Here is a 5,926-nt window from a genome sequence, read left to right on the forward strand (position 1 = left end):
GAAGACTTCTTTACTACTGATCAATCCATCCTCCTTCCGAAGTTGGTTTGCTAAGTGCTGCTATTGTACCCCTTGAGCCCTTAACAGGCTGTATCACCTCTCGTAGAGGCTTTAATGAAGTTATAGCAGTCTTTAAAAAGAGAGCTGACCATTCACCGCCTGGTACTGGGATCTACATCCGACGCTTCAGAAGAGTTAGCTCCCCAGGCACATTGAGCATAAAAGAGTGCAATAGCAGAAAGAGGAACGATGCAAGGCGGCTCTGGAAGAGCCAGAATCTCCTGAATTTCCTCCCTCAGCTCCTCGATCCTTTGCTCTAGAGGGTTGTCGGTTTGATTCCGCATGTCAACCCTGTTGAGCAAGAAGACCATCAAACTGGTTTGACCTCTGAGAAACTCTACGACATCCTTTAGCTCTCTCAAGAGAGTTTCCCGTCCTTGCCAATCTGTCTGAGAGTAATCCAGTGCAACAAAGCTAAAGCACTTGCTGACATGCTCTTGGATAATCCTAAGGCTTGTTCTATCTTGAATTGAGTTTAGGCCAGGCAAGTCATAAATCTCGACCTGTAAGCCCTCAGGCAGGCCTAACAGAAAAGGATTTCTGACCGGCAGCAGCGGACACTCAACGTCTACCTGAGGGATGCCCACCTCCGCTTCATCCCTCTTCTTCCTCTTCTTTCGCCGCTCTTGGTGGTAGGCCTCCATCGTCAGCTTGAGCCGGCTGTAGATTTCTTCGTCCCTCAGGTCTTCCCACCTGCCGCATTCCCAGGTAGCTCCTTCGGTATTGTGGATAACTAGCCTGCTCCGCTCGCTGTGCCTAATCTGCAGGAATCCCGGCACTCATCTCCCGGGCCCCAATAGGCGCGATTTTCGGGCCAATGAGGGCGTTCACAATAGTGGATTTACCCGAAGAGGTGGTGCCAATGGTGGCAATCCGGAAGGAGGGCTTCTGTAGGCGGGCAACGGCCTCTTCGTAGACAACCCGAAAGGCCTGCAGCTTCTCCAGCAGCACAGAGCTGCTAGTGACGTCGTGGTATTCGCTGAGGATCCCGGCAGTGAGGTTGCCAAGGGTGAACAGTGACTCTCTTGCGATCCGCAGGGCTACCGAGGGATCCGTAGAATCAAGCCTGTGATGCGCTCCTTCAGATAGAGTTGAAGATGACATGCCGACAGCTCTCAAGCCGCTTCGCCGGCACTATAGTCCTTTCGCTAGTACCGTGGTTCGTTTTCTTCGCATTTTTTCAGCGTCCTTCTTGCCAGCAATGCTGATTTAGTAGCATAAAGAAATGGCTCTAAAATGCATATAGCCGCCGGCAGTTCTGGGGTCAACAAGAGGTAGTTTGCGAATGATGGATGGCTCTTTGCAATCTTTCTTCGCCTCTGCCAGCCAGGTGGGGCTGGGAGTAGCGGTCTTCCTGGCGCTGCTAACGCTGCTGGCCTGGATACGCAACTGGCCTTGGAAGTTTTCGCTAGTGGGCTACACGGCCTTTACCTTGGTCCTAACGGCAGGCTGTTTTGCTCTGAGCCTAGGGCCCATTTTCCGCTCCCGCATCCCCGGGGCTGCTCCCTACACCACTGTCTATGACCAAGGGGCGGAGCGGGCGGTCATTGCCGTTAGCCCAGATATCACCCCGGAGCAACTGATCCTTACGCTGAAGCAGGCAGCTAGCGATCTGGCCTCCCCAGGTCGCTTCTCTACCGGCTCGCCAGTGTTTACCCTGCAAGCCCGCACTGTCATCCACCCCGAGCCGGGAGTCTCCGAGCCCTTACTTTTGGGCACGCTGCAACAGCCTTTGGGGAAACGCCTGCGCACCCCGGAAGAACAACAGCAGCAGCAAATCCACCTGGAGGAAGAGGCCTTTGCTCGGCTGCGCAAGCTGGCCCAGGTTCAGGCTGTGGCTTCTTCCGCTGAGGGTGGGTTGGGAGAGTCCCCCTTGTCCCAGTCTTGAGCGCTAAGCCAGCGCCGCAGATCCCGTCCTACCTGGTCGGGGATCTCCCAGGGGAAGAGGTGGGCCACGTTGGGATAGACAATGCAGGTGCACTGGGGCAAGGCGCGGGCAGTGGCCAGGCTGCTGGCGGCAGTGATGTGGCGATCCCGCTCGCCAGCCATGAGCAACACAGGTATGTGCAGCTGCTGCAGCTCTCCCTCGCGGTTGTAGCCCTGCTGCAGGGCAGCGCGTAGGGCTTGGCGAGCCTGAGGAGAGGTATGCAGGTAAGCCGGCAAAGCTGCCTGGGCCAGGTAGCGATAGGTTCTCGGGGTATGTCTCTGGACTAGGTAGCGGTAGAGAGAGCGGCGGCCAAAGGTGTTGATGTTCCAACTCCAGCCGGGCCAAAGCCAGTTGAGCAGCGAAGCAATGCCGGTGTTGAGCTGATCCCAAAAATCGGTAGGGGGATGGTTGCTGCGGGGACAGGCAGCGCTGGCTACTAGGATCAAGCCTTTGACCCGCTGGGGTAGGCGCAAAGCCAACTCTAGGGCTAGGATCCCGCCCAAAGACCAGCCCAGTAGCAGACACTCCTGCCAGCCCAGGCGATCCAGCAGCTCCTGCAAGTCCTCCAGGTGGGCCGACATCTCAAAGGGATCCCGCACCTGCGAACGCCCGTAGCCGCGCAGATCCGGCGCCACACAGGGGTGCATCCCCGCCACCGCCTCGGCAAAGACTTCCATGCAGTCGGCATTGCCCGGATGGCCGTGGAGCAGCAGGATGGGCAGCGAAGGGATCCCTTCTCCCCAAACACGACAGTGGAGCTGTAGGCCCATCGGCTTACCAGAGCACTTTGAAATTGCACTGAAATCGCAGGGTCAGGCGCTGGCCGCCTTTTTTGGCGTCGGCTGCAGCTTCACCCCGTTGGGGATGCAGATTAAGTTTTGATCCAGCACCTGCACAAACCCCTTCGAGCGCAGGGATCCCAGCAGGCGAGTAACCGTCACGCGGGTGGCACCAATGGCATCCCCGATCTGGGCGTGGGTGAGGGGCCAGGGGAGGTACATCCCCTGCTCACAGGGCTGCCCATACTCGTCGATTAACAAGGTCAAAAAGCCCTTCAGGCGGTCGATGGCCCGACGCTGGCCCAAGTTGCCCAGCCAGAGCAACTTGCGTTGCAGTTGCTGGCGGAAGCTTTCTTGAATTTTCTGGTGCAGATAGGGCCACTGCTCCAAATCCTGCCAGTAAAACCACATCACCGTCGTGCGATCGACATGGGTGCAGGCTTTTAGCTCAAAGCGCTCCGGGTTGCTCAGCTCAAAGGGCACCCCGGGCGTGATAAACCCGACAAAAACCTCCCGCCGCTCCGGCGTTTGGCTGACCAGGCGCACCACGCCCTCTTGGGGGATGTACACCAATCCCGGACGAGTTGGAATGCGCACATCTTTAGGAAACGTACGAGAGCGGTAGTGCTCTTCGGCCCACTGGCGGAGTTCCCGCCATTCCTGAGCCTCTGCTGCCGATGTGATGGAAACAAGTGTCATGGGATCAACTTCCTGTCGCTCGAGCGACCTGATGGGTTTTACAGACTCCCCAGCTTTACCTGGCTACTGTTGCAACACAACGCTTTCGCCTTCGCGTCCGCGGAACGGAGTCGTGAGAGGATGGGGAAACCGCAAGGGGGCAAAACAAAGAGGAGAGAACCTACAGGCTTACTTTACCTTAGCTTCATAATGGCACTGAACCCTATGGGGCGACATCGGGTTTCTACCGATATTGTTCAAAAGGCTACGTCCAATAATAACCTCAAGAAGCCGTAAATTTTCAGAGCTTGTCGCCGAACTCAGCCAGCTAGGGGATGGCGCAGAATGGGGTCAGACTGGTGGATGTCTGAGTACAGGTGTGGGGTGGCTGCGATGAATATCCTTATCAGCAACGACGATGGCATCCAGGCGGCGGGGGTGCGATGTCTGGCCGCTGCGCTGGCTCAGGTGGGTGGACATCAGATCACGGTGGTCTGTCCGGATCGGGAGCGCTCGGCTACCGGCCACGCCTTGACGTTGCACAAGCCGCTGCGAGTGGATCCGGTGCGGGAGGGGTTTCCGCCAGAGGTGCAAGCTTGGGCCTGTTCGGGCACGCCCTCGGACTGCGTCAAGTTGGGCCTGGACGGTCTGCTGCAGCAGCCCCCTGACTGGGTCATTGCCGGCATCAACCAGGGAGCCAATCTGGGCACTGATGTGCTCTATTCCGGCACCGTCTCGGCAGCCATGGAAGGGCTGCTGGAAGGGATCCCCAGCCTAGCCGTGAGCCTGGCCAGCTTTACCCACCAGGATTTTCAGCCGGCGGCCCAGGTGGTGCTGATGCTGCTGGAGAAGCTGAGCCTGAAGCCTTTAGAGAAGCCGATGCTGTTGAACGTCAATGTCCCCCCGCTAGGGTTGGCTGAAATACGCGGCATGGTCTTGGCCCGCCTGGCCTGGCGCAAGTACACGGATCTCTACGAGAAACGGGTAGATCCCCGCGGCAAGGCCTACTACTGGCTGGCAGGAGAGGTGGTGGAAGAGGAGGTGGATCCCTGTTCCGATGTGCGGGCGGTTGCCGAGGGGTATGTGTCGATTACGCCCCTGCAGCCGGATTTAACGGCCTACGCCGCTTTCGAGAGCTTGCAGCGCTGGGGCCTCTCAGCCTTTGGCTTTTGAAAGCAAAAATGGCCTAGGGCAAGCAGGCTTGGCCGGGATCGCAGCCAGGGGAAACCCTAGAGGGGAACGGCTGCCAAGGCCAGCAGCCGTTCTGCCACAGCCTGGGGAACAGGCATCACCGACAGTCGCGTGCCTCGCCGCACCACTTCTAACTCCGCAGGGGTAAAAGTGGCCCTTAACTGGGCCAAAGGGATCAAGCGCCCAAAGGCGGCAACAAATTGCACCCGCACTGTCTGCCAGCGGGGCGCTGCAGGGGTTGACTTGGGATCGTAGTAGGGGCTGGTGGGATCAAACTGGCTGGGATCCACCACCTGAGTCTCCACGATCTCCATCAGGCCGGCTATGCCGGGGGGGTCGGCGTTGGAGTGGTAGAAAAAGGCGCGATCCCCAACCTGCATGGCCTTCAAGTAGTTGCGGGCTTGGTAGTTGCGCACGCCGTCCCAAAGGGTTTGACCGTCCCGCTGCAGATCCCAGATGCTGTAGACGCTGGGCTCCGATTTCATCAGCCAGTAGTTCATGAAACGCTAGGCGCCGGCAGCAGGCAAGCGACGGGCAACAAACTCGACAAAGTTTTGCAATATCTTCAAGCCTACAGGGCCGGACTTTTCGGGGTGAAATTGGGTGGCAAACAAGGTGCCGCGGGCAATGGCGGCCACACAGGTTTGGCTGCCGTGCTGGGTGGTGGCGACCACCCAGCTTGGATCCTTGGGCACCGCGTGGTAGGAGTGGACAAAGTAAACCCAGCTTTGCTCGGGGATCCCTGCCCAAAGGGGAGAGTCGGGCTGGGTAAGGTGCAACTGGTTCCAGCCCATGTGGGGGATGCGCAGGCCCGGCTCCGGTCGAAAGCGCTGCACCCGCCCCGGCACGATGCCCAGCCCCGGCTCTGTCCCCTCTTCGCTGTCTTCGAACAAAACTTGCAAACCAATACAAATGCCCAAGAAAGGCTGCTGCCGCTCGATGGCTTGTCGGATTGCCTCCCCAAAGCCGCGCGCCCGCAACTGCTGCATGGCTGGGTCAAAGGCCCCATCGCCGGGCAGGACAAGGCCATCAAAAGCCGCTAGCCCAGCCGGCTCTGTGACTAGCTGCACCTCGGCCCCGGCCCGCTCCAGCCCTTTGCAAGCTGAATGCAGGTTGCCGGCATCATAGTCGATCACCGCCAGGCGCACGGCTTTCATGGCTTTTCCTGAAACCTTCAAGAGCCTATCAGTATAGTGGTTTTAGCTAATCCGCCGTTCGCGCTAGCGGGACGTAGTCCTGGAAGCCCCGCTCTGTACCCCCCTATATCCCAGCCCCCCAGCCCCCCAGTCCC

Annotated in this window: 8 protein-coding genes; 2 read left to right on the forward strand and 6 right to left on the reverse strand. The window is 58.7% G+C overall.

Annotated elements, in window-relative coordinates:
* Positions 1-152: 152 nt before the first annotated feature.
* Together ACVWXC_RS13165 and ACVWXC_RS13170 are read right to left on the reverse strand one after the other, a co-directional pair.
* On the reverse strand, positions 153-839 hold the full coding sequence (locus ACVWXC_RS13165) for a hypothetical protein (RefSeq protein ID WP_457393224.1): 687 nt from the start codon (positions 837-839) through the stop codon (positions 153-155).
* The gene (locus ACVWXC_RS13170; protein ID WP_457393227.1) at positions 817-1,164 is read right to left on the reverse strand and encodes a dynamin family protein; all 348 of its coding nucleotides are present in this window, start codon (positions 1,162-1,164) and stop codon (positions 817-819) included. Before ACVWXC_RS13170 ends, ACVWXC_RS13165 begins: the two co-directional genes overlap by 23 nt.
* Positions 1,165-1,345: 181 nt before the next feature.
* Here ACVWXC_RS13170 and ACVWXC_RS13175 point away from each other — a divergent pair, with 181 nt between their 5' ends.
* Positions 1,346-1,948 carry a DUF2518 family protein gene (locus tag ACVWXC_RS13175; RefSeq protein ID WP_457393230.1) on the forward strand — a complete coding sequence of 201 codons (603 nt, stop codon included), beginning with the start codon at positions 1,346-1,348 and terminating at the stop codon, positions 1,946-1,948.
* On the opposite strand, the gene ACVWXC_RS13180 is transcribed toward ACVWXC_RS13175, so the two are convergent.
* Positions 1,888-2,757: an alpha/beta fold hydrolase gene (locus ACVWXC_RS13180; RefSeq protein WP_457393233.1), complete on the reverse strand. Its 870-nt coding sequence runs from the start codon at positions 2,755-2,757 to the stop codon at positions 1,888-1,890. The genes ACVWXC_RS13175 and ACVWXC_RS13180 overlap by 61 nt on opposite strands.
* Before the next feature lie 42 nt (positions 2,758-2,799).
* Positions 2,800-3,465 (reverse strand): Crp/Fnr family transcriptional regulator, encoded by a 666-nt coding sequence (locus tag ACVWXC_RS13185; protein WP_011429850.1) that lies wholly within the window; start codon positions 3,463-3,465, stop codon positions 2,800-2,802.
* A 372-nt stretch (positions 3,466-3,837) separates the two neighbouring features.
* Between ACVWXC_RS13185 and surE the strand changes: the two genes are divergently transcribed.
* Positions 3,838-4,617 carry a 5'/3'-nucleotidase SurE gene (gene surE / locus ACVWXC_RS13190; protein WP_011429851.1) on the forward strand — a complete coding sequence of 260 codons (780 nt, stop codon included), beginning with the start codon at positions 3,838-3,840 and terminating at the stop codon, positions 4,615-4,617.
* Positions 4,618-4,673: 56 nt separating this feature from the next.
* On the opposite strand, the gene ACVWXC_RS13195 is transcribed toward surE, so the two are convergent.
* Together ACVWXC_RS13195 and hisH are read right to left on the reverse strand one after the other, a co-directional pair.
* Positions 4,674-5,135: an EVE domain-containing protein gene (locus tag ACVWXC_RS13195; RefSeq protein WP_414347111.1), complete on the reverse strand. Its 462-nt coding sequence runs from the start codon at positions 5,133-5,135 to the stop codon at positions 4,674-4,676.
* A gap of 6 nt (positions 5,136-5,141) precedes the next feature.
* The gene (hisH, locus tag ACVWXC_RS13200; protein ID WP_011429853.1) at positions 5,142-5,792 is read right to left on the reverse strand and encodes an imidazole glycerol phosphate synthase subunit HisH; all 651 of its coding nucleotides are present in this window, start codon (positions 5,790-5,792) and stop codon (positions 5,142-5,144) included.
* Between the last annotated feature and the right edge of the window lie 134 nt (positions 5,793-5,926).

The sequence above is a fragment of the Thermostichus sp. OS-CIW-20 genome, from assembly GCF_054061455.1.